Annotated in this window: 22 protein-coding genes; 17 read left to right on the forward strand and 5 right to left on the reverse strand. The window is 52.3% G+C overall.

Annotated features, from left to right (window positions below; translation table 11 throughout):
• Nucleotides 1-43 precede the first annotated feature (43 nt).
• The gene (locus SH451x_RS19360) at nt 44-679 is read left to right on the forward strand and encodes a hypothetical protein (RefSeq protein WP_479358687.1); all 636 of its coding nucleotides are present in this window, start codon (nt 44-46) and stop codon (nt 677-679) included.
• A 29-nt stretch (nt 680-708) separates the two neighbouring features.
• Here the strand turns inward: SH451x_RS19360 and SH451x_RS19365 are convergent, their stop codons facing one another.
• The gene (locus tag SH451x_RS19365; protein WP_479358688.1) at nt 709-915 is read right to left on the reverse strand and encodes a hypothetical protein; all 207 of its coding nucleotides are present in this window, start codon (nt 913-915) and stop codon (nt 709-711) included.
• A 914-nt stretch (nt 916-1,829) separates the two neighbouring features.
• On the opposite strand from SH451x_RS19365, the gene SH451x_RS19370 reads away from it, so the two are divergent.
• The 16 genes from SH451x_RS19370 to SH451x_RS19445 all read left to right on the forward strand — a co-directional run bounded on the left by SH451x_RS19370 (nt 1,830) and on the right by SH451x_RS19445 (nt 18,168).
• A complete protein-coding gene (locus SH451x_RS19370; RefSeq protein ID WP_479358689.1) occupies nt 1,830-2,138 on the forward strand; it encodes a DUF1580 domain-containing protein in 309 nt (102 codons plus the stop codon).
• A gap of 3 nt (nt 2,139-2,141) precedes the next feature.
• The gene (locus SH451x_RS19375; protein WP_479358690.1) at nt 2,142-2,357 is read left to right on the forward strand and encodes a hypothetical protein; all 216 of its coding nucleotides are present in this window, start codon (nt 2,142-2,144) and stop codon (nt 2,355-2,357) included.
• Nucleotides 2,358-2,448: 91 nt separating this feature from the next.
• Nucleotides 2,449-2,772 carry a ParB N-terminal domain-containing protein gene (locus SH451x_RS19380; RefSeq protein ID WP_479358691.1) on the forward strand — a complete coding sequence of 108 codons (324 nt, stop codon included), beginning with the start codon at nt 2,449-2,451 and terminating at the stop codon, nt 2,770-2,772.
• Nucleotides 2,765-3,250, forward strand: coding sequence for a hypothetical protein (locus SH451x_RS19385; RefSeq protein ID WP_479358692.1), 486 nt, complete (start codon nt 2,765-2,767; stop codon nt 3,248-3,250). The genes SH451x_RS19380 and SH451x_RS19385 overlap by 8 nt, the downstream gene beginning before the upstream one ends.
• A 134-nt stretch (nt 3,251-3,384) precedes the next feature.
• Nucleotides 3,385-3,630: a DUF1580 domain-containing protein gene (locus SH451x_RS19390; RefSeq protein WP_479358693.1), complete on the forward strand. Its 246-nt coding sequence runs from the start codon at nt 3,385-3,387 to the stop codon at nt 3,628-3,630.
• Nucleotides 3,631-4,437: 807 nt separating this feature from the next.
• Complete coding sequence (locus tag SH451x_RS19395) at nt 4,438-5,823, forward strand: ParB/RepB/Spo0J family partition protein (RefSeq protein ID WP_479358694.1); 1,386 nt, start codon at nt 4,438-4,440, stop codon at nt 5,821-5,823.
• A 382-nt stretch (nt 5,824-6,205) separates the two neighbouring features.
• Entirely contained in the window at nt 6,206-7,009 is an 804-nt protein-coding gene (locus SH451x_RS19400; protein ID WP_479358695.1) for a DUF2971 domain-containing protein, read from the forward strand.
• A 130-nt stretch (nt 7,010-7,139) separates the two neighbouring features.
• Nucleotides 7,140-8,441: an N-6 DNA methylase gene (locus SH451x_RS19405; RefSeq protein WP_479358697.1), complete on the forward strand. Its 1,302-nt coding sequence runs from the start codon at nt 7,140-7,142 to the stop codon at nt 8,439-8,441.
• Complete coding sequence (locus tag SH451x_RS19410; RefSeq protein WP_479358699.1) at nt 8,434-10,521, forward strand: sensor histidine kinase; 2,088 nt, start codon at nt 8,434-8,436, stop codon at nt 10,519-10,521. The genes SH451x_RS19405 and SH451x_RS19410 overlap by 8 nt, the downstream gene beginning before the upstream one ends.
• 2 nt (nt 10,522-10,523) lie before the next feature.
• Nucleotides 10,524-11,165, forward strand: coding sequence for a response regulator (locus SH451x_RS19415; protein WP_479358700.1), 642 nt, complete (start codon nt 10,524-10,526; stop codon nt 11,163-11,165).
• Complete coding sequence (locus SH451x_RS19420) at nt 11,165-12,151, forward strand: ComEC/Rec2 family competence protein (protein WP_479358702.1); 987 nt, start codon at nt 11,165-11,167, stop codon at nt 12,149-12,151. Before SH451x_RS19415 ends, SH451x_RS19420 begins: the two co-directional genes overlap by 1 nt.
• A 668-nt stretch (nt 12,152-12,819) precedes the next feature.
• Nucleotides 12,820-13,395 (forward strand): hypothetical protein, encoded by a 576-nt coding sequence (locus SH451x_RS19425; RefSeq protein WP_479358704.1) that lies wholly within the window; start codon nt 12,820-12,822, stop codon nt 13,393-13,395.
• A gap of 190 nt (nt 13,396-13,585) precedes the next feature.
• A complete protein-coding gene (locus tag SH451x_RS19430; RefSeq protein WP_479358706.1) occupies nt 13,586-15,424 on the forward strand; it encodes a hypothetical protein in 1,839 nt (612 codons plus the stop codon).
• A gap of 399 nt (nt 15,425-15,823) precedes the next feature.
• Nucleotides 15,824-16,753 carry a tyrosine-type recombinase/integrase gene (locus SH451x_RS19435; RefSeq protein ID WP_479358708.1) on the forward strand — a complete coding sequence of 310 codons (930 nt, stop codon included), beginning with the start codon at nt 15,824-15,826 and terminating at the stop codon, nt 16,751-16,753.
• Between the two features lie 59 nt (nt 16,754-16,812).
• Nucleotides 16,813-17,325 (forward strand): N-acetyltransferase, encoded by a 513-nt coding sequence (locus tag SH451x_RS19440; RefSeq protein ID WP_479358709.1) that lies wholly within the window; start codon nt 16,813-16,815, stop codon nt 17,323-17,325.
• Nucleotides 17,326-17,409: 84 nt separating this feature from the next.
• The gene (locus SH451x_RS19445; RefSeq protein ID WP_479358710.1) at nt 17,410-18,168 is read left to right on the forward strand and encodes a tetratricopeptide repeat protein; all 759 of its coding nucleotides are present in this window, start codon (nt 17,410-17,412) and stop codon (nt 18,166-18,168) included.
• 1,177 nt (nt 18,169-19,345) lie between these two features.
• Here SH451x_RS19445 and SH451x_RS19450 read toward each other — a convergent pair.
• From SH451x_RS19450 to SH451x_RS19465, 4 genes are all read right to left on the reverse strand, one after another.
• Entirely contained in the window at nt 19,346-22,219 is a 2,874-nt protein-coding gene (locus SH451x_RS19450) for an SUMF1/EgtB/PvdO family nonheme iron enzyme (RefSeq protein WP_479358712.1), read from the reverse strand.
• 73 nt (nt 22,220-22,292) lie between these two features.
• On the reverse strand, nt 22,293-22,994 hold the full coding sequence (locus SH451x_RS19455) for a DUF4339 domain-containing protein (RefSeq protein ID WP_479358714.1): 702 nt from the start codon (nt 22,992-22,994) through the stop codon (nt 22,293-22,295).
• Nucleotides 22,995-23,159: 165 nt separating this feature from the next.
• Nucleotides 23,160-25,205, reverse strand: a complete 2,046-nt coding sequence (locus tag SH451x_RS19460) for an SUMF1/EgtB/PvdO family nonheme iron enzyme (protein WP_479358715.1) — start codon at nt 25,203-25,205, stop codon at nt 23,160-23,162.
• A gap of 2 nt (nt 25,206-25,207) precedes the next feature.
• Nucleotides 25,208-25,828 (reverse strand): RNA polymerase sigma factor, encoded by a 621-nt coding sequence (locus SH451x_RS19465; RefSeq protein ID WP_479358717.1) that lies wholly within the window; start codon nt 25,826-25,828, stop codon nt 25,208-25,210.
• Nucleotides 25,829-26,091 lie beyond the last annotated feature (263 nt).

Consider the following 26,091-nt stretch of genomic DNA (forward strand, 5'->3'; position numbering starts at 1 on the left):
GTCGAGTTTGGATTTCAACTACTTCAACAAAGGTAACTCTAATATGCCTTGGGAAACTGTCGGTTACGAAATGTCAATTGAAATGAAATTTGTTGACGGGCAAGTTATCGAGGTCAGAAGTGCCACGAACGACACATCGAACGACGGTCCAGAAAAAGTATTTTGCGAAGCCACCGGCACAATCATTAGTGAAGCTCGTCGTACAGGGCACTTCTGTGTGAATCGCGATCCGGTGAATTGCAAGTTCTATATCGGTCCTGATTGCGTAGCCGAAATACGCTCCTCGGGTCCACGTGCACTAAAAGTCTACAGCGGTCGTGAGCAACCTATACCATTTAAGTTGGATGAACGTACTGCAACCAAAGACTTGGTTGATCCCACTGAGGATGGTGATGAATTCCGAGAAGAAACAACAGGTCTGGAGTTTGGGATAAAAGTAGAATTGGAAGACGGTTCTTGTTTCGAAACAACCCTCTCGTCATCGTCAGCAACAGAAGATTCAGCTGAACTCGTGACCAAAGCTGTCAACGCAATTCAGGACAAAATGATCGAGAAAAGCGTCCACTTTGAGCTAGACGCCAAGAAAGGCAGCATCTCTCTAAAACCCGAGACTCAGATTAAAATCACCTATTCGGGGCCAAGCCCGGTCAGACGCTACACTTCGCTTTCTAAGAAGTAAAGCATCAGTTTTTTCTCCCTTCGAACCTGTCAAGAAAAGTCATCTCCATCTCGACCGTAGAGAACGTCGTTGCCCTTTTCGCAGCAGCGTTGATCGGCTTTACCACCGCCAATTAATTCATCTTTGGCATCCCCGCCGAAAGCAAACATTGGATGGGTGGTTTGGTTGGTAATATTATCGTTCCCACCATAGCCCTTCACATTTATCTTGGCGACGAGTGCACCGTCAAAATGCAATGCATGTACCCCTCCAAACTTAACGACAAGCCGATTCAGAGATGGATTGTTGCCTATCTAGGATGTTGTTATCGTGTCTGGTCCCTCCGTACCATCAATGAACAGTGTGTTTGAGACAACTTTCGCCTGAACTGTAACGCCCGCTGCAAGAAGGTTCCTAAGTTCCAACCTTTCAATCGCACATGTACGCCCGCGAGCAGCTTTCGTGTTTCTATTCATTCTTTGCTGTCGAGACGTTCGTACGGGCGGGCGAAACTTAGACATAATTTGGATTTCCGGATGTTTTAAAGCGTACGGGCTGAGTTTAAACAGCCTGAAGCAGCAACAGAACGTGCGAATATTGCAGGTTTTCACACGCCCGGTTTGTCGCAGGAAAGAAAAAACACTTGAAATCCGTTTGTGGCTTGCCGTGGCCGTGCGTGTTTCAGTAGGTCACCTTATCTAAGCCATCGGAACGAAATAATTCAGTCATGCGTGCGTTTGGCTCGAGTGACTTCATCATCGCTCAGCGCAGACGGATGCCATGTCTCGCCGGTACCTCGTGTCTAACCTGAGACCGAGCTCAACCACTCAGTTACGGGGAAGTTTTTTGTCTCTCCGTGGTGAAATGGAATGCTAATGGTCTGTTCGAAAATCAATGTCATTAGAGGCTGGGCTGTTAATGGCCCGGCTTCGATTGAGCTTCAACAAAAGGTTTTCGCTAGGCTAGATGGACGACTACAAACAACTTGTGCTGTACTTCGCTAGCCGCTCCTCACGTCAGATCGAACAACGCCCGGTTCCCGCCGGGCGTTTTTCGTTGGCGGAAGGATTTTCGTCACTTTTCTAAATCGCGGGCGAATCTGTGGCCAAGGCGGCGTCATTACTGTCGTGCAGTTTCATTAATTGTCATTAGACGGGAGACGAGGTGCTAAATGGCCAAGAACGCCGGGGAATCGAAATACCTACCCATGACCGAAGCTTGGTTTCAGGCGACGGGGGGGACCACCACTCAACGGTCTATGTTTCGGCGGTGCCGTGAAGGGCAGCGCGGGATTCGGCTCGAGTATCGCGTGGTGAACGGAGCCGCGCTTACAACCGTCGCATGGGTCGAGGAATTCATTGACGCCGTCACGGCGGCTAGAACGCAGTCGTTCCCCGGTCAAACGGCTGGAGCCATGACCAAGAGCGTCAAACGGTTGGACCGCGTTGAGTCCGAGCTCGATCGCATGTTAGGGGCTTAACCAATGAACGCTCGAGACCTAGTCAATCAGGCGGTCCAAAAGGGGCTCCCGCTACGCCTCGCTGAAGTTCCCCAGCCGAAGCCAATGCTCGGGTTCGTCTGCGTCTGGTGCGGTCAGTCGATGTTCTATCACGTTAAGAACGGGCTCCACTGCGCGAAGTGCGATCGGCTGGCATATCGGCTCAGTCCGGGGATGGTGGTGCAGACCGAGGAGGAGTAATTCGTCCAGCGCGCTGGACGTTTTGGCGCTCGTCGGGTGGTCCGGCGGGCTTTGGACCAAGTGTTTAAACAGTGGGGAGAAGGGAAAAAAGATGTCAAATCAGCAATGTGAAGTACATCCAGCGGCGGCGATGATCCCCGTTATGGACGAGGAATCGTTCAATGCATTGAAGGAAGACATACGCAAGAACGGGCAAAACGAGCCCGTGGTCTACTTTCAAAACAAGTTGATCAATGGGCGGAGGCGAGTTCGTGCATGCGAAGAATTGGAGATATTAGTCCTCGAGTGCGAGACGACCGAAGACCAAGACCCATACGCGTATGTCCTAAGTGCGAATCTGTATCGACGTCATCTAACGTCGGCTCAACGAAAAGCGATCCAGGCGAAACTACCGAAGGGAACAACCCATGGTTAAGCGTGCCGGGAAGAACAAACGACGTGCAGCGGAGGCTAAGGCAGCCGAGGCGACGTTCTGGCCTGAACTAACGCCAGAGTTCCTTGAAGCTGCCAAGTTGCGAGGGTCTGGCGCAGCGATCGAGCGTATGCAGGACATCAAGGACTGCCTGAAGGCCGTAGAGGAACGGTGGCCGGTCCCAAGGGATCTGAGGGAACGGATCGTATACGACGCCTACCGGTTGTCGCAGGACCACAAGGCGGAACCACGATTGAGGTTCGCGGCCCTCCAACTCCTGGCCCGTATCGACCAAGCCAACACGCACCCCGGCAAACTCCCGGACCAGATCGAGGTCGAGCAAATCGCCCAGCCGGACGGCCTGTCGGTCCATACGGTCCTGAAAGAACTACGGCGTAACCCAGAGGTCAAAAAGGCGATCGACTTCCCAGCGGTCAAGGATGTCGACTACGCGGAATACGAGACAGGGCAGGAGTCGTAAAAAACGTCTAGCGCGCAGGACAGATAGTTCGGCAGCGGTTCAACGAAACCCGGTTTTTCGCTGGGTTTTTTGATGTTTCTGCTTTGGCTTGCTAAGGCTTGTTAACTGAAGCCGAATCGAGCAATACTACCCCAATGTCCAAACCTAACAAACGAGAGACCATAGAGATGGAATACCAGCAGATCCAAGACGCATACCGCCATGTGACCGGGCAGGACGTTAGTAGAGTAACGCTATGGAAGTACCGGACTACCGGCGTGCGCGGCGCCAAACTTCGATCCGTCATCATCGCGGGCAGTCCGATGACTACCCTTGAGTGGGTCCGGCAGTTCATAGAGGAAAGCGCGAACGCATCCTCGAGGACTAAATCGATCGCATAAATGCAAAAAGCCCGACGGGGGGTCCGTCAGGCTAGTTAGGTTGAGTCGTTCGTTGGGGGCAACGGGCGGCTCGAGTGTCAACCAGAGGTAAGTCAGGTGTCACGGTGCTCATTGTAGCGTTTCCGCCCGCAGAGGGTAGTTCCGGTGTCGTCGCGCAGTCCGGGCGCATCGACGATCGAACGGCCACAGATCAATCCGATTACGATCAAACGGCACAACCTTGTCTATACGCAACATCGGCGGGACAACCCGAATACTTATGCAACTGCAATAAGCGTTGGGTATGTCGACGCTGCAAAGCCCGGTGGGTCCGGGAGCGCACAGAGAGCAGTCGGGAGTTCTTGCGGTCCGTCCTCACCCCTTACGACCGTGTCTGGTGCGCCTACCTCTCCTTCCCCTCTGACGACTGGCCTACGGCCATTGGCGAGCTCTGGCGACGATGGGCGACGATGGGGGAGACGCGGCGCAAGCAGGTGGCACGTGGTCGGGGAGGAAGCCTAACGGCGATCAAGCGTGGGGTTAATGGCCTGCACCTGACCAACTCGAGTGGTGAGTTCAGACCACACCTACATGCGTCCCTGGTGTGTAGTGGGTCATTCGATCCTTCGGCGTTCCTGGGCTACTGGCATCGAGCCACGAGCGGGTTCTCCGACGTTCAACTCGCACGCAAGCCGTTGGAGGCGGGGCTCGCTTACGCATTCGACACGCCCCTTCCCCCCTCCCAACTCGACTTAAACGACATCGCGGCGCTGCTGAAGGGCCGACGTGCCGTGCGGACAATAGGAAGTTAACTACAAGGTAGCGATTATGGATGAATCACTTGAAACCGTCGCAATCGAATCGATATCTCCATCACCGGAGAATGACCGACTCTATGGTGCGATCAACACCGCCGACGCCGAGCTGGTCGATCTAGCGGCCTCGATAGTTCGCTCCGGCCTGCTGGAGCCGATTCGCGTGTCGGTCGATGGGTTTATCGTATCCGGGCATCGGCGTTACGCAGCGTGCATCCTCGCGCGACTAACGACCGTCAGGGTCATCCGACACCTTGGACAATCCCGATCAGACCACACTGAAGCTGAATGGACCCGGGAGCTGCGCCAATGGAATCGCCAACGGCACAAGAACGCGGCGATGCGGATGAAGGAGGCGATGCTCGATATTGATCCGGCGATTGCCTATCAGGAGTTGCAGGACCTCCGTACCCGGAAGGACTCTGAGGAGTCACCGGCGGAGCTCTCAATTGCAGGAACCAAGGTCCGCTCAGTCGTGTCGTCCGGCAAGCAGGCGATGCTCCGTGCCGCCATGCAGGTGATTGAGAATCTCAAAGCCTACTGGCCGTTGACCGTACGACAGATCCACTACCAGCTCCTCAATGATCCACCGCTTCGACATTCCAAAAAGCCGGACTCGCGATATGAGAACAATCGAACGAGCTACCAGGATCTATGTGACCTCCTTACCCGAGCTCGGTTGTCAGGCGATGTTCCATTTGATGCGATCTCTGACGAGACACGCCCAACTCGGAACACTTCGTTCCTTCCCGATACATCGAGCTTCCTCAGTAACGAGTTTTATCATCTTCTTTCCGGCTATCGACGTGACCTGCTGCAGTCCCAATGGGACCACTTCGAGTTGGTCGTTGAGAAGCAGACGCTGTTGAACATCGTGCAACCGATCGCGAATAGGTTCTGTTTGCCGCTGACGATCGGTAGGGGCTACTGCTCGCTCGAGCCAAGGCGGCAGATTGTGGCCCGGTATGAGCGGAGCGGGAAGGATAGGCTGGTTCTGTTGATCATGTCCGATCTCGATCCTGATGGAGCTGAGATCGCGCAGTCGTTTGCTCGCTCGATCCGAGATGATTTTGGTGTTGAAAGTGCAATCGTCTATCAGGCAATGCTGACTGCGGACCAAGTGCGTCAGTGGCGGATCCCCCCCAACGAGATGGAGGCCAAGCGTTCATCATCGAACTATCAGAAGTTCGTGGGAGAGCACGGCTCTGCAGATGTTTATGAACTGGAGGCAATAGCCCCTCAATTGATGCAGGCCGAACTCGCTAGGTTTATCGAGCAGTCGATCGACCTGGACGCCTACAACGCGGAGGTGGAGGCCGAGAAGGAGGACGCCACCAAGCTGGCTGCTATCCGGCGTGACATCGTTGAGTACGCGGAGGGGCTGATCGACGAAATCTAATTCCCGGACATGTCTGGAAAATCTCGTTGGAGGATTGACCGGATTGCATTCGGTTGCCAGTTTCAACTGGAATTTCACGCGCAGGCGACCCGTGTTCATCCATAGTTGTCAACACAACAAGTCGCGGGTACAACGATTCGTTACGAAAATGCAAAGAAGAAAAGGTCTCCGCCTGCTTGGTAGTGGTTGGAGCCTAGCTTTTTAAAGATGAAACTCAAACAGGTAGTAACAAGTGCCTAGCAGATCAAGTTTCCAGCAGGCGCGTTCCGTCAAACTTGTATGCTTGTTGCAATCTTTGCATTGTCATGTGCAGCAATAACTTGGTTCCACTCCAGTAACTCTTGTGATGTAGCCGCATAGGTTCACCCTCGGATCTCGACTTATGGTTTTGCATTACCACTACACCAGCTTGAATACATTCAAGAAGATTCTCGAAGAGAGAAAGCTCTGGTTCACTAACATCGGCTTTATGAATGACGGCAATGAGTTCCACTACACTTGGAATATGGCCCGTCAAATCATTCCTGAATTGGCGGAAATTGATTTTGCTGATGAGCTACTTCCGTACTGGGTGTTGTGTTGTTCGTCAGACGCCGACAGTTTCAGCCAATGGGAGATGTATGGGGATCATGGTGAAGGAGTCGCCATAGGATTCGAAGTGCAATATTTGAAGAACGGAATTGCGCGGTTGGGGCTACCTGGAGGTGAGCTCTTCGATCACTTTGACCACCCAGTCATTTACGACCTAGAGGCTCAAAAAAAAATGATAGTGGATCGAACCCAAATTGTGATGGATAGTGCTACGGAATTCCGTATTGAAAGCGTCTTGCTGGGAGAAATCGCCACTCTTGCGACGCAGTTCAAGCAGCCCCAATTTGTAAGCGAGCGTGAATACAGGTCTGTTCAGTTTTTTCCACTTGCAGAGGAAGACGATCTTGACCTACCAGGACCAAAACGCAAGAAGATCAGAAAGTTCAATCGAGATGTAATTAAGTACCGGATCAGAAACGGGCAATTGATCCCATTTCTAGAACTGACTTTCACGCATATCAGCGTACTTCGAAGGGTTGTAGTGGGGCCGCGATTTGAAAAGCGCCAAAACGTTAGACTCTTAAAGCACATGCTGTGGATGAATGACGCGAGTCATGTTGAGATTGAACGCTCTGACATTGTCGGCGGTGTTTAATTGAACCCGCTGGTTCGACTTACGCTTTGCCGGAGTCGTATGAGCCGTTTCAATCCTGAAGTGCCCACTCGGAGTATGTTCGCTTGTCAGCTATACTTCTGAAAATCAAACTCACTCACACACTTAGTAAATGCGTCGCATGGATCAGTACGCGGCATACACCTTGAAGCTCGACCGAATGCTTGAAGAGATGCATTCACCAGACGTCAGAGTCGCTAGGGTCGACGCTGCGCTTAATGGTGAAGCTGGACGCGAGGCCCGGCGACTAATTAATCTTGAGGATAGGCGACGTGATGGTATTTTCTTTACGAGTTCTTCTTTACGCAAGTTTGCATTCCAAGGAGTTGCCGACTCCATCGCGGACGACTCCATTATTTTTGATCCTGCTTGCGGGGCCGGTGATTTTCTTCTCGCGTTAACGGACCATTTGCCATTAAAGTCAACTCTATTTGCTACTCTTAGCTTCTGGTCGAAAAAGTTACTTGGATGCGATCTTCATTCTGAGTTTGCACGTGCATGCCGCACTAGATTAATACTGGCAGCCTGGCAACGCCATGGTTTCCGCGGTTCAAAGAAAACGCGATTGAGAGAGTGGTTTAGGGGGATCCAAGTGGGCAGTGGACTGTCCGATATGGCAGGGTACGAGAAAGCGACTCACATTTTGATGAATCCACCGTTTGCTAATCAAACAATCGAAACTAAATGCGACTGGGCCGGTGGTAAAGTGAATTCCTCCGCGGTGTTTTTGATGCGCGCGATTGATGCATCGTCCGATGGAACTCGAATAGTTGCGATATTGCCAGAAGTGATTCGCTGTGGCTCTCGCTATACCCGCCTTCGGAACGACGTGGCGTTGCGTTGCGAACTAAATCGAATTGAATCCTTTGGTATTTTTGATCGACACGCAGACGTTGATGTCTTTGTCTTGGACGTGACTAAATGTAAGTCACAAGCATGTCGGAATGCCAATGTGTGGAGCTGGCAAACCGACAGCGCCAACACGAAAACAGTCAACGATCGTTTTCAGGTTCAAGTTGGTTCGGTTGTTGACTTCCGTGATCCAGCGGTAGGTGAATGGTTTCCATACTTAACTGTCAAAAGCATTGAGCCTTGGGACGAAGTGTTCGATGTAGGCCGCCGACGCCGTTTTTCGCGGCGTGTTGTGCGAGCGCCATTCGTCGTCATTCGTCGTACATCGCGGCCGGGCGACAAATACCGTGCTGTTGGTTCAATTGTACGTGGAGCAGCTGAGTTCGCCGTGGACAATCATCTGATCGTTTGCAAGCCGTTTGACAATAGACTTCGAACATGTCGACAGTTAATTTCGATTTTGCGCGAAGAATCAACATCAGACTATTTGGACGATGCTATTCGATGTCGTCATCTTACCGTCGATTCCATCAAGAAAATTCCGTGGGTGAATTGTGGCTAAATCGCGTCAACTTATTCTCCCATTCGCCCACCTTCGATTCAGTCCCGATATTTTGAGGAGGCTCGGTGAAGAATTAAACCCTAATCCAGACCAAGGTATCCTCGAACTTGTGAAGAACTCCCATGACGCAGACGCAAGTTTCTGCTCGATTGCTCTGGAGAACACGATTAACGTAGGTGGCACGGTAACCATTACCGATGATGGTATCGGAATGGGGCACGACGAGATCGAAAATGGTTGGTTGTTGCTGGGTAAGTCGAGCAAAGACAGCTCTGTCCCCACAGGACTTGGGCGAACTCCGGTAGGAAATAAGGGGTTAGGTCGTTTGGCCGCCCTGCGTCTTGGAACATTAGCAACTCTGGTTTCTTGTCCCAAAGACGAACCAGAAACTGAATTTGTGCTAAAAATCGATTGGACTAAATATGATTCGGTGGACACAGTCGAGGAAATCGAACTCAAGATACATGCTCGCAAGCGAAAGGAATTAAACGGGCCTGGTACTATTATCCGCATTGATAATCTGCAACATACTATACAACGTTCGGACGTAAAAAGACTTGCGAGGGGTATTCTGCTACTTGCCGATCCGTTTGCCGATGATCCTTCAGGCTTTCGGCCTTCGTTGATTGCAAAAGAGTTTACTGACCTTTCTAAAATGGTTGCAAGTCGATACTTCGACGATGCGGAGTTCCACCTGATTGGCCAGATTTTAAACGATGGAACTGCGACCGCACGTGTATTGGATTGGAAAGGAAATGAGCTGTATCGCGCGGATCATGCCGACCTTCGCAGAAAGAACAAGGATGTCGCGTATGATTGTCCTGCCGCACAATTTGATCTCTGGAATTTCATTCTTGATAAGGATACGTTCAGCACGCGAACGTCCACGATTCAGGAAGTGCAAGATTGGCTAAAAGAGTTTGGTGGTGTGCACCTTTATCTTCGAGGCTTCCGCGTTCCACCGTATGGCAATCCGGGCAACGACTGGCTTGAACTAAACCTACGTCGGTCACGGAGCCCAGAGGCAAGACCAAGCACGAACAACTCAATCGGGCGAGTATCTGTTAGCGATCCAGGAGATCAACTTACACAAAAGACCGACCGCTCGGGGATAATTGAAAACGGAGCATTTGCCGAGCTGCAAGTTTTTGCCGGCGAAGCACTTGACTGGATGGCTCGTCGTCGACTGGAAGAGCGTGAAGCTAAACGTGCGGACGATCGGAATAAGACGAAAACGAAATCGTCAAAGGCTAAAGAAAGCCTAGATATTGCAATTGAGTTGCTTTCTCAGAATCAGCAAGTTGACATCAAGCATGCCGTCGATCAATACACAAAAGCGCAGGAAAAGGAGACAAATTCTCTTCGGAAGGAAGTGCAACTCTATCGGACGCTTAGTACAGCTGGAATTACCGCAGCCTTGTTTTCTCACGAGTCAAAACAACCACTCAATATAATCGACTCAAATGTTCGCTCGATAAAAAAAGCCATTACTAAGGAGATAGGAGAGGAGGGAAATGAACGACTATTTCGTGCAGTTGACCGCCTCACTGGGGTAGCCGATTCGCTCCGAGCCTTTAGTAATTTAACCCTGAGTCAAGTTAGTCGGGACAAACGTCGTGCTGCACGAATCCAGATTCATGATGTGATTACCGGGGTGGCATCTATGTTCGACCGATTCATCGTGCAGCGGCGAATCAGATTGACTAAAATTCTAGCCGACTCCAACCCATATCTGAGAACCAGTGAAGCGGCTATCGAATCGATTATTACCAACCTTTTAATGAACAGCTTGCAGGCGTTTGAAAAGGCACAGCCAGGCGATCCTGAGATCCGTCTAAGAACTTTGGTTACGGATTCCTTTTGTACAATCGTTTGCGAAGACTCAGGACCCGGTATTGTCGACATTAGTCCGTCAGAGATTTGGCTACCAGGTGAAACAACGCGAGACCTTGGAACTGGGCTTGGCCTTACTATCGTCCGCGACACTGCCTCAGACCTGGGTGGGAGCGTCGAAGCCGTTGCGAATGGATCACTAGGTGGTGCGGAATTAAGGATCACATTGCCAATATTAGGAGCTTAATTGTGTCGAAGAGTCCACAGGTCGCAATCATTGACGACGACCAAGTCAAACGAGAAAGCATGCAGGATGAGTTCGAATTAGCCGACTGGGCAGTGACCGCGTTTCCAGGTCCATTCCAGAAGTTGGATGAGCTTACGAAAAGCGTATTGAGTCGCGCAGACCGCGCGGTTTGTGATCATCACTTTGTTAACAACTATGCTGCGTTTAACGGCGCGGCGGCAGTCGCGGAACTTTACCGCCATCATTTTCCTGCGGTACTTGTGACTCAATGGGAAATAGCGGAGATGCTCGAGATACGAACGTATCGACGGTCAATTCCAGTGCTTCTAACGCCGAAGGAAGCTGACCCTGATACACTTTTGCGATCATGGGAAGTTTGTAGAAATGAGTTCGCCGGAACATTCGTTCCAACACGTAAACCTTGGAGGACGCTTATGCAGATTACTGATGTATCAGCTGACACCCTATTTGTCGTGTTGCCGGGATGGAATTCAGACGAGGTAGTCAGCGTCCCACGTCAAATTGTTCCAGCTGGGCTAACACCACACTTGCAACCGGGTGGTTATTTGTTCGCGACCGTTAATAAGGGAGCGGAAAATCAGTCTGAATTATTCTTCGAACGTTTCGAGCATCGTGAAAGCTAATGAGTCAGACAGTCCTGCACATTCTCGACGTTGGTCACGGAAACTCGGCGGTATTAGTCGATGGAAAGTCTGTTACAGTTTTCGATGCTGGTCCACGGACAACTCTTTTAGAGTTTCTCGACGCTGAAAAGATAACATCAATAGATACTGTACTGATTTCCCATGCGGACAAAGATCACATCGAGGGATTGATAAGCTTATTGGAATCCGGCACTGTTGAAATCGGACGAGTTAGACTAAATCCAGATTTGAATAAAAAGACCGAACTTTGGAGTTCTCTCGTTTACTTACTTGAGCAAAAAGACAGAGATGGTGAACTTGATTTCGGTGTTACGCTAACAACGAAGCAGACGAATCTATTCGATACTCCAAACGTCAAAATTGAGGTGCTCGCCCCAAGTCTGGGAATGGCAGCTACTGGCCCAGGATCAATACGAAGAGGTAAGCGAATGCTCACAAGCAACAGCATCAGTGCCGTTTTTCGCCTCATCTATAATGATGTTCCGCAGGTAATCCTTCTTGGCGACATCACTCTTGATGCTTTTCGTTCGATGCTTGAGACCACTCCCGCCCCTCACGCTGATGTCATGATCTATCCCCATCATGGCGGAAAAAGCGAGAACGACAATTTAGCTCTATTCGCAAACTTACTTTGCAATTCCATCCGTCCTAAAACCGTATTGTTTTCAATCGGCCGAGGGAGGACTCCGATTGAAATCATTACGAAAGCTATTCGTGATGCTTGTCCCCAAGTGCGAATGACTTGTACTCAGTTATCAAAACACTGCGCAGACGAAATCCCAGCGACAGCCCCAACCCACCTGACGGCTAAGTTTGCAGCAGGCAAAGCCAAACGGTGCTGTTGTGCTGGAACGGTCACGCTTACGTTCGGCCGTGGTCCGACGGAACTTCTCCCAATCATAGAAGCACATGACGAATTTATCGAGAAAAACGCATCGAGTGCGCTTTGTAAACAGATTCCGTGAAATCTCTGAGGAACACTCTCGAATACCTTCTACTGCTCTTTAGGCTTCCGACACGACATCGCAATTCGATGTCAGGATGATGTGATATCCCGGACTGTTTGAAAAGCGGACCGCCCCGAGTGGAGCAAGACGGTTGTGAACACTACCCTTGAGAAGCAAATCGTATGTCGGAGAATCTCTCATCTTGCGAATGGACACGTAGATGGACTGCCGTGCTACCAAATTAAATACTATCGAGGTGGCCCTTAACGGATATGTCTCTCGGTGTATTTGGTTGTGCAATCGGAAATTGCAGTCGTCGTGAAGTCGGAAATCGCAACATCAGATCGTTCGTCGACAGAGGCCATGAAGGCCCCCAACACACGCGAATAGCAGAGCCTAAAAATGTGCCGGACCCGCCGGAAGTGGGGTAGCAGGCCCTTCGGACATGCGGCCACGCATTCGATCGCGAGCCCTGCATGGACTCAAAAGAGACTGACATTGGATGACAAAAACGCAACTATCCGAGGAGTTAGTGGCCGAGTGGTTGAACTCTATGTTACGCAACTGTCAATTATGGAAATCGAAGGCGAGATTGTCGACACATACAGGGGAGAGTTATCCGCCTCCGAAGTTCGGTGCAAGCCAAAGGTGATCCGATCGCGAAGGCATTTATCTGTAGGCCCACCATGCGGGTGGAAAACGGTCGGGTAATGATGCTGGAGTCGATTGAAGGGAACGTACGTTGTAAAAAGGCGGTACAGATGGGCGGCGTGAAGGATGATGCCATTGCGGAGGAGTGCAAATGGGCTCTCGCGTTCAGCCCGCTCAAAATAGATACCGACAACGCGCTCGGCAGAGCCCACCGAGAGCGTTTACACGACAAGCGGCGATTGATTCCCGGCGTCGAGGCTCGAATCAAAGCCAACAAGACCGCACTTCTCGAGCTATATCAGAAAATCCAAGGGCTTGAACATGAAGGACGACGCCTGAACGATGTACTAACACGACGCAAGCGCGACCAGAAGAAGCTGCTCGAGCCGCCATGTATCACGCTCGAGCAATTCCAAGTGCTTGTTAGGCTGCGGAATATACGCGGCCTCGTAGCAAATGCAGAAGCTGCGTTTCTTCGCTGCGGCACGCCATGGCGGAAATCCATCCCCGCAGAAACCCCCGAGGAGCTTAGGCGTTTGGTTGCCACGCTCACCAATACGCTTTCGAACTTGCAAAGATTTCTAACCCACGGGTTATACAGCGATGAGTGATACCAGTACTGATGAAGTAATATTCGTAGTCGACGTCCGACCTGCTGAGGGAACTCAAGGGCGCATGGATCAGATGGCCAAAACGGCCATGGACGCCCAGGCCCGTATCGGCCAATCCGGCAAGGCGATGGCGACGCAGACCGGCGCGGCGGTTGATGCTGCAATGAGCAAGCTCGAGGCCGAGTACGAGATGGCGTCGCGGTCGATCGGCGATCTGGCTAACAGTGCCAATCGGTCCAACCAGCACGTCCAAGCGTCTCTGTCCCAGATGGCGACCGAGCACGAGCAGGTTATGTCCGGCCTAACCGCCAAGATGGACGCAATGTTCGCCAAGGCGCGAGAAGGCATCGACGACCTCAAAGAGACGGCGGGCCGGATCGACGAATACGAGGCCCTGACGGAGCAAATCAACGACCTCACGAATAAACACGCCGAGTACAAGAAATCCGCAACGGAGGGTTTCTTAGGAGCGACCCGCGGGGCACTGGACGCGGCTAAGGGTGTCGCGCAGATCGGCCTGGTATCCGAAGAAAACAGCGAGTCTATACTCCGCTCCATCGTAATGATTGAGGGCGTCTACAATGTTGCCAAGGGTGCGTTTGAAGGCGTGGTGGCACTCCAAAAGGGACTCGAGGCGTTTCGTGCGATGCAGGCCGCGGGAGTGACCATTACGGCGAGGGTGACTGCTGCAGAGGCGTTACGGACCGCTGGGCTAAATGCTGAGACGGTAGCGGCCAATGCAGCCACAGCGGCCAACGCACGATTGGCAGCATCGCGTGGAGCAGCTGGGGCGGCCAGTGCGGCCTCTGGAGTTGCGGGTGCAGCAGGCGCGGCAGGCAGCGGGTTCCTTAGTTCAACGGTTGCGGGCGTTGGCGTCGGCCTAGCCGGAACGGCAGCGGCGGCTGGTGCTGCGATCGGAGCGGTCGGACTGGTGCTTTACGAGTTGGGCGAGATCGCGACCGGGACGGCAGGCCAGGTTGGAAGTTTGACGAACAAAATAGCCGAGGCCGAAGTCAGTACTGCAGCATGGCTGGCCGAACTTCTGGGGTTCGATCCAACGGGTCGTGTTGCAGCTGACGAAAAGGAAAAGGGCCAGCAGCCGATAGAGTTGGCCGGAGCTAGCCGTCGCCTCCATGCGGAGTTCCTGGAGCGAGAGAAAGCCGCCAGGATGGCTGAGGGGTTGGCGTTGGACAAGAACTCCATCTCGCTGAGGGATCGCACAGCGACGTCGGCAGCCGATGCTACCGTGGGCCTGGGTGATGACATCGCAGCACGGCAGATGATTGCAGTTGAGGCAGCCAAAGGGAGCGAGGAGACCCAACAACGCATTGCCGCGCTAGCTGCCAAAGCGATCGACTCGGGTACGGCATATGAGGACGCGATTGCCCGGTCCGCCTTCCATGCTCAACGGATGGAATCGGCCCAGCAGGACATCCTAACAATGGCCCGCTCCAAGGCTGAGCTAGAGATCGCAGCGTCCCAGAAGGTGTCCGCCGGGTTGCAGAAGCAAATTGATTTGCAGTCCGCGTCGATCAAGCAGATTGAAGAGTCGCGTATGTCGGCGGCTGAACGGTTTGCGAACATGGGTGAGATCGAACAGAAGCAAGCGATGGACGCTCTGTCCAAGGCCCGCGCTGGGGGTTCACTTGACGCCGACCAACGGAAGCTCCTACGTGGCGTGGGCGGTGATGAGGCGGTCGGTTTCGCCCGGAAGGGAGACTTGGCGGTTGCGAAGGCTGCGGGGTTCGACTCATCGTTCGGGATCGGGTTCGACAAGCAGCAAAGCAAAGCCGTCGCGGATAAACAGCGGCTAGAGGTGGCGCTGAAGCAAGAGAGTAAAGTTCAGGTCACAATCAAGGCGGATACCGACCAGATCATTGCATCGGTCCGGGCCGAGCTCGACAAGTTCCGAACCGAGCAGGACCAGAAGATCCGGGATGGCATTACACGCGAGGCCAACGTGGCGGTAGAGACGGCCCGGCGTGAGTCGATGGGCAGCTTTGCCCGCCTGCAGGCCGAGTCACGTTAGAAACTAAACTTGGACGTTTGATCGACTAGGGACGGCCTTTCATTCGTCCGATTAGGGGTAAACGAACGCGATCACGACAGCCTGGTCTTTTAACAGATCTGGTGGAAACGAAGCCGGTCACCCCACCTTTTTCGCGAGTGCCCCCAGGGGTGGGGGGAAGGTCTAGAGAGCGTGTCCCAAATGTCCATTTCGGAAAGAAAAAACGGAAGAAGGTAACCCGCAATAACTGTTGCACGTTACAAGGGGATGCCCCGGACCCCAGCCGGATTGCCCCCATTCTATCGAGGCCGGTCGGGTAAGCAATTAGACCATCGGTTTTTTTATCGAATCCCTCTCGTAACCTGTTGTCAGCGTCCCCCATGTCCGGGGACCGCATGACGTTCTATCGAGGGGTTCAAGATGTTTCTGTCTGAAGTTCTCACGCACTATTTGGCTCAACACGAATACGGGCTCCGGGCTAATTCGGCCAACATGTATCGGTTCGCAATCGCTAGCTACGCCCGATTCACGGAGCGTGCGGTATCGACCGACGACCTGGAGCTAGAGCCGGTCAACCAGTGGATCGATTGGATGAGGGCCCACCGCGCCGCATCGACCGCCAAGGGGCAGCGCCAGCACCTCCTAGTCCTGTGGCGGTACGCCTACCGGGAAGGGCTTTGCGTCGATGATGTACCGCCCAAGATTCGACGGGTCCGGGTTGGTGTCCTCCCTAACCGGGCGTGGTCGCCCGATGAGGTCCGGCACCTGGTGGCAACGGTTCTATCGAGCAAGGACCGCTACGGTTTCCGGAACGGGATCGACAAAGCCGCATTCTTCGCCTCCCTGATATGCGCCGGGTTCGACTCTGGGTTACGGCTCGGCGATCTCTTGACCCTACGGGAGTCGGATTTGATCGGTACGGCAGACGGTTCGGCCATCGTCCGTCTGGTCATGTCCAAGACGGGGCTGCCGATCACGGTCAGGCTAAGCGGTCCCACCGTCCGGTTGATCCGGCAATGCATCGAGTCCGGCATTCAACGCGAGTTGATCTGGCCGACATCCCCCCGGAAGTTTGCGGAGAGCATGGCGAAGTATGTAGCGGCTGCTGGACTGCAGGGATCCTTCAAGACTCTACGGCGTTCGGCGGCGACTGCTGCGGAGAACATTCAGTTTGGAGCGGGGACAACGGTCCTGGGACATCGTTCGCGGTCGATCACGATTGGCCATTACATCGACTCAACGAAGCTCAACTTCGAGGGGGTCCGGCTGCCCTGTGTTGCGCCGGCCGAGCCGTTCAGCGGAGCATCGACCGCCGAATACCCTACGGATTCCATCGAGGTGGATTGGTAAATTCGTCCACCGTGGTGGACGTTTTTTTGTTTCCTTGTAGTTCTCAAAAGGTTATTGAAATGGCAAAGCGTAAGAATCAGTTGGTTGTAAATCGTCAGGTCATCGACGTGATCGAGACCTCTATCGAGGGTCGGACTATCTACATCCCCCCTCTCGTGTACGACCGTGGGGAGCCACGCTACGACATGCCGGAGAAAGTCGCGCAGGGGGTGGGCTGGCACATCGACCGTTGCCCAGGGTTTGGGGACTTCCCGGCGGTGGTAGTGTTCGATGGTCGACGTGCGGCGGCCTGTGGGTCAGTCGAGTTCGACGGCACCCTTATGTCGATCGCAGTTCACGAGGACTATCGGCGTGAGGGCATCGGTTCGGCCATCCAGGGCATCCTGGAGGGGATGCTGCTTCATCACGGCACGACCCAATTGACGACGGCTGTCGACATCCCATGTCCAGGAGACGCCGACTATGCCAATGACGCCCCGGCGGTGCTGTTCGCACGTGCCACCGGTTGGGTTTGGGGCGAGCGAGGGTACACGAAGGATCTGGTCTCGCGTGTCGCGCAGCTAACTTCGTGATTCTGTCGAATTCGTGAACCATTCCGAGGACGGTTTGCGCATACTACGTGCCACCCCGTCCGCCCCCTAACCACGCCAACCACCATGAAGTTCGAACTCAACGAGCGACTGCACACGACTGTCCCGAAGCCCGTCATCCTGGACGCCCTCGAGGCCCGGCTGCGACCAATGGCCAAGAAGCTAACGCGGACGGGTGACCGGATAGAGACGACCTACCTGCAGGCGTCCTTCGGTTCAGCCAACCGGGTCGACGTATCCGACTTCGAGGTTCGCACGACTGAGGGCGGGTTCCTGTTGGTGGCAAAGGTCCACTACCGACCTACGTTGTTTTTCTGGATCATCCTCGTGATCCTGTTGTTCACCTACGTGGCGTGGCTTATCCCGATCGCGTTCTACCTGATCCAGCGGGGTACCGTTAAGACGGCAATCAAGGAGGCGTTCGAGTCCATCCGGAACGAGTTCACCTCCACAGCGGGAGTCCCGGCATCGTCAGGCCCTAGCGCCGTGGCTGAGCTAGAGCGGCTCGGGGGCTTGTTGGAGCGTGGTCTCCTGACCCGTGAGGAGTTCGACGCCCACAAGCGGACGTTGCTGTCCTCATCGCGTGCGGTGGCGTCTGTCCCGGTTGCACCGCTGCTCCCTCCCCCGATGGCCAGCAAGGTGCCGACGGCCAGCAGCGTTTCACTTAACGAGGACGATGCAAAAAGAATGTACGCGCAGGCCAAGACCCTGTTGCAGGACGGGCAGAAGCCGTTGGCGCTGGATGCGCTCCGGGAACTGGTTAAACGCTATCCGGATACCGAGACGGCTGCGCGGGCAAGGAAGAGCCTAGCCGGTCGCAAATAGACCGCGCCAAAGCTTCCAGGAGTCGCCCCAGATCGATCTCTACTCGATGGGGCTTTGATCTCTAATCCGCCGGATTTCACTCCCCCTGCGCAATCTATCGCGGCCCATTGGGCCATAGGGGGCGTCGGCTCGTGTTAGGGCCGAAAACGGTAGTAACGGTAGACTACCGGATTTTTCAAAAACTACCGGTTTCGATTGTCACGCGTTCGGCACTTTGTGGTAACATTTTGTCTTCGGTGTTTTCCTGCGATCTAGGGGCGTTTTGCGATGAATCCCCTAGGGAACTGCCGATAATTGTTTGGGGCAAGACGGTTGTTACGACGATTCTACGGAACCGAAGGTTTCTGGTTCGAATCCAGATGGGTGTACTTAAACCCTTCAAACACAATGACTTACAATTCGCAAATTGCGGGGTAACGTCTGGGGGTAAAAAGGTACGCTCTTACGTCCTTTTTCGCATCGATTCGATGCAACGATTCGCACCGTTGATGCCTGGCAAATGCGAGATGATTTTGGTCTGCATATCTTCAAGCCCAGTCGCTTGAACAATCGACACGGCATGCATCTGCGTTCCTAGTGGGTCCGGGTGCGATCCTGACTGCCCCTGATGCAGTCGACGGCGAGTGTTGTATTGAAAAGTAGAATCTTTGCCAGTACCGCGAATGAAAGTTTCGTTGTGATGACAGCCAAGCCTTTTCGTTCAAACTGATGACATGGGAAGCGATACAATTCTCATGCTGGATCTGTTCCTTGGCGGCTCTCCAATGTCTCATCTTCGGCATCCGGGCCGATTTCTCCTATCACCGATTTATCACTGGCAACGCCCAGCAGATTGACTTAAGCACGAAGCGAAGAGTCGATTGAATCAACCTCATCGATTACGTCGTTATTGCGATCAATTTCAACTGTTCATCTGATTTTTCGACGTTGGAGACCGGTTGATTTTCTGAACCAACTGTGGGTTTGTTTCACAAACCACCATTCGTGACGAAACCAACAAGTAGATAAACCCAGCGGAAGATTTCGCAATCGCTTGAATCAGCGCCCACCATGAATCGCCGCGACGAATACTCACGTTAGCGATCGTAAGGTGAGTTGGAATTCTTGGGCCGACGTAATCGATACTCAATTCAGACTGCATACTCCATTACGTGCTGAGAGTGTCGTTGTAGCATCGCTATTTAATCTCGATCCTACAGTGAGGGAGACTGCGTTTTAGTTCGGCTATCCCTTCGTTTGAGAAGCTACCTTCATTCGGACTGATCTGTAGCTCATGGAGTCCCTTTAACTGGCTGAGACAAGCAAATAATTCATCTTCTTTTACCGCTACCTTCTCAATTGCCAGAGACTGCAAGTGAGACATTCCAGAAAGAACCGGGAGGCACGCTTCTGTCACTCCGGTCCATCCTATTGCCAAGGAGCGTAGCTCTTTGAGTTTAGCAATTTCAAATAGCGAATCCGGCGTAACTGATTTTGTGGCTGCGAGACTCAAGTACTGCAACTTTGGATAGTTGTTAACTATAATCTTGACGCCCTCCGAGCTGATTCGCGTACTCCAGATACCGAGCGAAGTTAGTTCGGGGAGTCGACCGATGCTCTGGAGATGCTCATCATCGAGATCGCAACCTGTGATACTCAGTTGCCGTAGCGAACGTATGGTTGCGATATCTGCTAGTATGTCAGGAGTTACATCGATCTGTTTGACGTTTACTAACGTGATGAGCCCGTTCGAGTCGTTTTCGATGATGCCGTCAACGGCGCGAATGAAGTCGCCATGTTCATATGGCACCAACACTACCCGAAATCCGTATTCGAATTGTCTTGAATTTGGACCAACAGGATGTCGGTTAGCCAACCGGCTGTTATCGAACGGGTAACTGTCAGCTCCTCCTCTCATTACGAAAGTTTCATTGGTAGCACTAACAAGGGGTGCTTCGCCGCCTGGTAAGATGGGCGTATATCCGTCCAAGACCCATTCGGAAACACCTTTAAGAGTGTCTCGAATGCCCCACGTATTGGATCGTGGGAAGCCTTTAGCTTTAACCTCCGCCGATGTCATGACTCCAAATTCGTGCCCATTACCCGCGCGGGCGGCATACTCCCATTCGGCCTCAGTTGGTAAACGGAAAATAAATCGATCCGAGATTAATTGTTCCCGTCGTGCATGAAGATTCAGCTTCGAGCAAAACTGAATCGCTTCCCGACGATTTACTCGACTTGCTGGCGTTCTTGAGAATGACCGATCTTTTCTAGGATCATGACCGCTTTCCCAAGGTCGGTAGTCGCCCCCCCATATCTTCATCCAAGCCAGTCGCGATATTTCACTCTCTGAGATCCAGAACCCTCGCGCAAATGTTACATCAGCCGTTACTTCATCATGTTCATGACCAGCCTCAGTGGCTGGGCTTCCCATTGTGAACTTGCCGGGAGGGCACCAACGAAAGGACATTTGTAAGGTTGGAATTTGCTCACGGTCCCCCGCGGCTCGATAAGCTGCCTGTACAAATCTATCACCGGGGCTGTCTTTGGCTCCAATGGACTCCCGAAGTGAATCTGTTGCCCAAAAGTCAAGGTCTTGCATTGAAGAGTTCAATGCATCTTGGTGCATCTCGCTGCAAAGATCTTGGGTGATTTCGCCTAAAGCGAACTTTGAATCCCAATACGTGGTCTCTCGCTTTAATGATGCGATGGCTGCTTCTCTTTTTTTAAGCAACTTTTGATAGTCAGCGATCGTAACCGTAATGTTCTGCATACTGGGATTCCAGTCATGCAGGTAGCCAATCCCATCTGGATGCACCGTCCAAGAGTCATCCACAAAGATTTCACCTTCCTTGGACACACTCGAAGAAAGAAAAATCAGTTTGAGTGGAGAGTTCTTCTCGCTCAACACCGCCCGCACCTTGGGTGACTCAATGCGAACTAATAGCTGGAATCGTCGGTTCTTGAGCCGTTCTGCAGCATCGTCAATCGTTGGTTCTGGTGGCAGATCTTCAAAACTCTCGTCGAGCAGAAGATTAATTAGCCCCAACCACTCTGCATTTGAAAGATACTCAACAATTTGTTGTGATGCTTCACCTCGAAGCTCCAACGTTGTGCCCTCAGACTTGAGATAGCTTGATAGTTGCGGCTTAAGTTGTGAACCAAGATTGACTTGTTCGAAGACTTTAGAAGCATGGTCCTGCCGCCGAGCTTGCGCCAAGAGTTGTGCTTCTTCGGATTCACGCTTTTGTTGGAGTTGCAATTCGATACTACGTCGCTTTGCCTGCTGTTCAGCAAGTTGCTTCTGCAGCGTCTCCCGCCTGCTTTCAATTTGGCTATAAATTCTTTCGGATTCCTGCCGCTCAGCCTCTAATGTCTTTTCATTTTGGATAGTCGCTTCTAATCTTGCCAAATCTCGATTGGCTTGTTCCAACTCAACGGCAAGTTGTCTCACCACGGTATCAGAAAGCTTCTCTGTATCAGGACTCAGTTGAATTGGCACCTCAGAGTTATGATTAAAATCTTGGATAGCTTGGTGCAAGCGTTGCTTACTACCGTCACGAAGTATCAACCAAGTGGCCGCCACTAGAGCCGTGATGCCGAGCAAAGCAAGAACGCTTCGATTGCTTGCCGAGTATGGCTTTCCAAAACGAGGAACAGGAGTTGTCGTCTCTGGTGGTGGTAGGTTAGGCGGATTAATAGTAGAGTCAGCGGAGAAAGGTAATGGCGGCGGCACCAACCGCGAGGTATTTGAAGGGACAGGTTGCCAGTTGGTTGTTCCTATTCGATACTCCTGGAACTGGTTGTTTTGCGAACTTAACAGCTCCTTTGCTCTTGCAACGGTGAACGGTCCTACGACCTCTGTGTTGTTCCGCAAAAAAATGCCAGCACGCTCGAGATCAGCGAAACTTTGCCCAACTCTGTCTGCGGGAACCCAATCAGAATTTCCCTGCCGAACGAGTGCCTGTGATTGTGGATTCTTACGCAGCCACTCTCGAACATCGGACTCCTGAAGCGGGCCAAGTATTTTACTATTGGGAAGCTTTATTTCCCATAACGCTTTGTTGCTCATGTGGCTTACTCGTTTTCAGTCGTGAGGGGCCAGCGGTTCATGATTGCCGATGCGGTTGCCAATAGGCCAGAGCCTACGCCTGCGTAGGCTCCCGCTCCCAGCTTGGTCGAGACGGCGCATTACCAAATGCCGAATTGAACGATCCATTTACTATTGGCGAGCCGTGCACGAATGCAGCTAGCAAGCAACAGGCGGTCGTCGCTGCAGCAATGCCAACTAGGGTGGCATAGCAGTTCTCGCCAAGTAACTTTCGCGGATCGAGGAAACTAAGGAGCACTCCACCAACGGCCAATAGAATTGCCAGTTTCCCCCAAACAATTGAGGTGCCTTGCAATGAAAATTGCCCCGAACTGCCCACACTGCCGCTGGGCAAGGCGAGGCTCACATTTCCATAAGGCCCGGCAATGTTCGAGTAAGCATCAAAACTTGTGGCGGTCGACGAGGTTATTGTTAGCCAAGGCAGGAGTGACGAAGCTGCGACAATTCCTAGTGTGACGCGATATAGCAATGTCCAGTGCTTGCTGCTGACGGACTTTAGTAACTCAGTCGGATTCTTTGTATTTTGGTGTGCCTGCGGCATCGGGGGAGGGTCAAGGGCTTTGGGAAGAGCAGCAGCCAGCGTTGGAATACTCTCTACTCTCTGCCATTCCATCATTTCATTGTTCCAAGCAAGCCATTGGCTCGTCACGGTACCCGAAGCTATCTTCTGAACAAGAGAATCCTCTTCGATTGGTCCTTGCTGTTGCTTACCATCCGAATACCACCACTGTTTCATTCTCGAACTCGCAGGTTGACGGTTGTTTATCGTGGTTTTCCAGCATATCACGGCAAAAATCGCCGCACAATTCCCTGGATGGCGTGTGTTTGAACGCGAACGCCCAGATGACTATCGCAAGCGTCTGTCAAGAATTCTGCAGAGGAAGATGCTGTGGCAAGCGTGTCAGTCGGCCTCGAGCAGGATGCGGAAACCTTTGATAGCCCAAAGTTTTTCGGGCGGAGTACGCCAACGATTGAACGAACTAACCCACCATTCAGAATTCGCAAAACAACCGCCGCGAATAACCCTTTGTGTTCCGCTGGCCGGTCCGCGAGGATCAGTGCTCGGTGAGTTAGCGTAGTAATTCTCGTCGAACCAGTCCAGGCACCATTCGTGCACATTGCCGTGCATATCAAATAGCCCAAATTCGTTCGGTGGAAACTGTGCGACTGGTTGTGCCAGTGGCACGCCATCCCGCTGACTGTTATCGAGCAGCCAGCAGTGTTCGACTACTGGTGCATCTCCAAAACTGAATCGTCCCTTGCTCCCAGCTCGGCAGGCATATTCCCATTCTGCTTCTGAAGGGAGTCGATAACGCTTGCCTTCGAGTCGCGATAGCCGGTCGCAAAAATCATTGGCGTCCTGCCACGAAATGAAGCTCGCGGGGTACTGATCGCCGATGAGTACCTTCCTTTTGTATTCTCCTATCCATGGCTTGGTCTGCATCACTTCAAACCATTGCTTTTGAGTTACTTCGGTTCGGCCCAGGAAGAAGCCCTTCGAGATTGTGACGGAATGTTCAGGAACATCTTTTGCGAAATACTCCGGTGGCTGAGATTCCCACGCGAGTTTCGATAACTCCTCAGGCGTGAATGAACTGCCCATGTTGAAGCGGCCCGGTGGAATCCATGTGAGTTCCATGTCGAAACTGTTGGTCACCATCGAACGAGATACAACAGGCTCGTCCAATTTTGAAGACAGGTCCGGTTTCGCCAATCGTGATAAGTAGATACCCATACCACAAATCACAACAAAACAAATTCCTAGTGCTGCTAACCATCGGCGACGATTGTAGGTCGTAGAAGTTGGCTTTCCGTGCGTTTCCGACCTTCGGAGCGAAATGGCAATCAGGTTACTTTGATCGTACCTGCTACAATCGCGAGCTAGCTCATCAAGCGATTCATGGCACGGCGGCAGTTTAACTAAAATATCGTTGCAACTTTGGTAGCGTGCTTCCGGCTGCTTGGCACACATTTTTTGAATGATGCTTCCAAGCACTGGCGAAACATCCGACCTGACCACGTGAATTGGCGTTAGTTCCGTTTGAGCATGGGCAAGAATCAAGCGAATCAAATTGCCTTGTCCATGAAGCTTAAACGGGTGATGCCCCGCCAACAGATGGTAAAGTGTGCATCCAAATCCATAAATATCCGCTCGCTGATCGACGCTGGAGGATTCAAGCGCTTGTTCCGGTGCCAGGTATTCGACCGATCCCAATACTTCGTCTATCACTGTAACTGTCTCGCTGTCAGACACTCTGGCAATTCCAAAGTCTAGTATCTTGACTATGCCCTCTTGGGTCAGAAACAGGTTTGACGGCTTAACATCTCGATGAACAATCCCCGCCGTGTGCAACTTGACCATAGCGGGCAGTACTTGATGAGCGATAGCCAAAACCTGTTGCTCATTTAGACTGCCCTTGCCATCAACCAACCTGGATAGGTCGCATCCAACCAAACGTTCCATGACGATGTAGTGCATACCAGCGTGTGAGCCGGAATCAAGAACGCGAACCACATGATCATCTTTGATCGACGATAGAATTTTGATCTCGCGTTGAAACCGTGCCAGTGATACGGGATCTATTCCGCCGAGCGGGGTCAGTAGTTTTACAGCAACTAGAGTTCCATCGACCGAGTCGGAGCCGAAACAAACAGTAGATGTAGCTCGGACGGAAACTGCATGATGTAGCAAATACCTGTCGATGCGATTTGGCAGGTTAAGTGTCGCGATTGGCTCGATCAACCTCTCGGCTGCAGTCATACCGAGCTCAAGGCAATTAGTCGACGGCAATGATTCTACGTCGGCAAGTTCACTATCAAGCTTCTCAAGGCGATCTAAATCAGCGGGATTGCCTTCGAAATAACGATGCACGGCTGCTTGTTCAGAATCCGACACGTCACCAGACAGATAACGCCGAAGTAGTTCGTCATTTGGAATACTATCCATATCTACTCCGTATCTGACGCGGCCAGCAGTTCATTCATTCGCTTCTTGATTCGCGACTTGGCTAAGTAAACCGAATTCACGCTCATACCGAGCTTGTCTGCAATCTTTCCGCTAGTGAACCCGTCCAAACACGCCATCTCAAAGGCTTTCCAGTCTTGCTCGCTGACCTCATTCCTTACTCGCTCCAACACTCCCGAGTAAGAACTCTCCCGAGGCAAAAGTTCATCGTCGACGTTTCCTTGATCAAGCAAATCAGGAAACGCTCGCAACTGAACCACTGCATCGGTACCACCTTCGCCTCGGCCATTGCCAAACCTTCGGAAGTAATCTGCAACGCGCCGTTGGGCGATTCGACGCAGCCAACCGCCAAACGTGCTATGGTCGCTGCTGATGTGGAAGCTTTGCAGACTCAGCAACACGCTGCGAAACACATCTTGGCAAACGTCGAACGCGGAATCTTCATCGAGTCCAGAACTTCGGACCCATCCGTGTACTCTTGGGTAATAAGTTTTCACGACGCGGGACCACGCCTGTTGGTCGTTAGCTTTTAACTGCATCAGAGTCTGCGTGCCAAGTGTCTCTGAGTCTTGGTTAACACAAGGTCTATCGGGTGGGTCTGTCATAATCTTGCAAAACGGCTAGTGGTGGAGAAAATGATAAGATATTTCCCAATTCTACTACTCAGAGTATTCTTCCTATCACGGATAGTGACAATAGATCCAAGTTCCACTTTGCGAGTCGTTCAATGACTCAGTCCAAGTCTCGTCTCGGGGAAAAACTCATAGCCAACTTCCGTCCAATCTCGATTGGGATGCCAAATTCAAAAAGATTTGAAATTGATAGATGTCGCCTTGCGTCCACAGTTGCTACAGATGCCGACTTCTAC

The organism is Njordella aestuarii, from assembly GCF_056494165.1.